This window comes from Mesorhizobium sp. M7A.F.Ca.CA.004.06.1.1, from assembly GCF_003999135.1.
In the GTDB taxonomy this organism is placed as follows: Bacteria; Pseudomonadota; Alphaproteobacteria; order Rhizobiales; family Rhizobiaceae; genus Mesorhizobium.
In genome coordinates, this window is the sequence record NZ_RZPQ01001134.1 from 1 (window position 1) to 1,240 (window position 1,240).

At 64.3% G+C, this 1,240-nt stretch carries 1 protein-coding gene; it reads left to right on the plus strand.

Going from position 1 to position 1,240, the window contains the following annotated elements:
• Positions 1-1,240 (plus strand): hypothetical protein (locus EN906_RS34500; RefSeq protein WP_164777627.1); only part of this gene is annotated, 1,240 nt, incomplete at both ends.

Here is a 1,240-nt window from a genome sequence, read left to right on the forward strand (position 1 = left end):
ACCACGTTTGCCGGCATCGAGAACGGCGAGACGGTTAGCGGGACGACCGGCAATTTCACCGTCACCGCGACATCCAATGATACGCTGACGACGACGGCCAAGGCCGGCGCCGAGGGCGCAACCGGCATCGGGGGCGCGATCGCTGTCGCCTATTTCGACAACGACACGGATGCGCACATCGGCACCGGCGGCGGCGCAACGATCACGCTGACGGGCAATTTGGCCGCGCAAGCGTCGCACACCGGTACGGTTCACACGCTTGCCGATGGCGAAGCCGCCGGCAGCAGCGTCGGCGTTGGCGCGTCGATCGCGCTGAATATCGGCGAAGTCACCAACGACGCTTTCCTCGGCCGCAATTTCCAGAACGTCGGCACGGTGACGATCACCGCGACCTCGATGCTCGACACCAAGGCAGAGTCCAAGGCGAGTTCGAAGGGCCAATCCACCAAGAAGTCCGATGGCACAACGGACAGTGCCAGCTCCGATCAGGAGACGACCAACCAGACCGAGATGGCCAAGAACCAGAGCGGCGGCACCAAGACGCCCTCGCAGAGCGGCGGCAGCAGCCTTGGCCAGGCCGACAGCAACAGCAATGCGCAGACCGGCAAGGGCACGCAGGGCGGCAACGGCTCCGGCGGCACCAATGTGGCAGCGACGATCGCCGTCAACTTCCTCGATGCGGACAACCAGGCGCAGATCGCCGGCGATGTGACGATCGCCGGCACAGGCGCGATGAAGGTCGAGGCGATCAGCACGACCGACGCGCGGGCATTGGCCACAGCGACGTCCACGAACACCAGTTCCAACACCGGCGTTGCCGCGGCGATCGGCCTCAACATCGTGCTGCTGGACAACAATGCGATGATCGGTTCAAACGCCGATCTGACCGCCGGATCGATCGAGGTCCGCGCCGCGACCGGCAATGGACAAAAGAACACGTTCCAGGCGCGCGCCCTTTCCGGCGCAGTGTCGAAAAACACCGCGGTCGGCGGCTCGGTTGGCGTCAACTATCTTGATGTCGACACGCTGGCATCGGTCGGCGACAATGTCGATCTCGACGCCAACACCGGCAATATCGAGATCGGCGCCGTCAGTCTCAATGAAATGCAGAACCTGGCCGGCGGTGCGGCTTTGAGCACCGGCAGCGGCGGTGGCGGCGTGGGTATCGCGGTCACCGTCAACATCGTCAACGATCTCAACACCAAGGCGCAGACCGGCATCAATCTCGACGCTGAAGCGC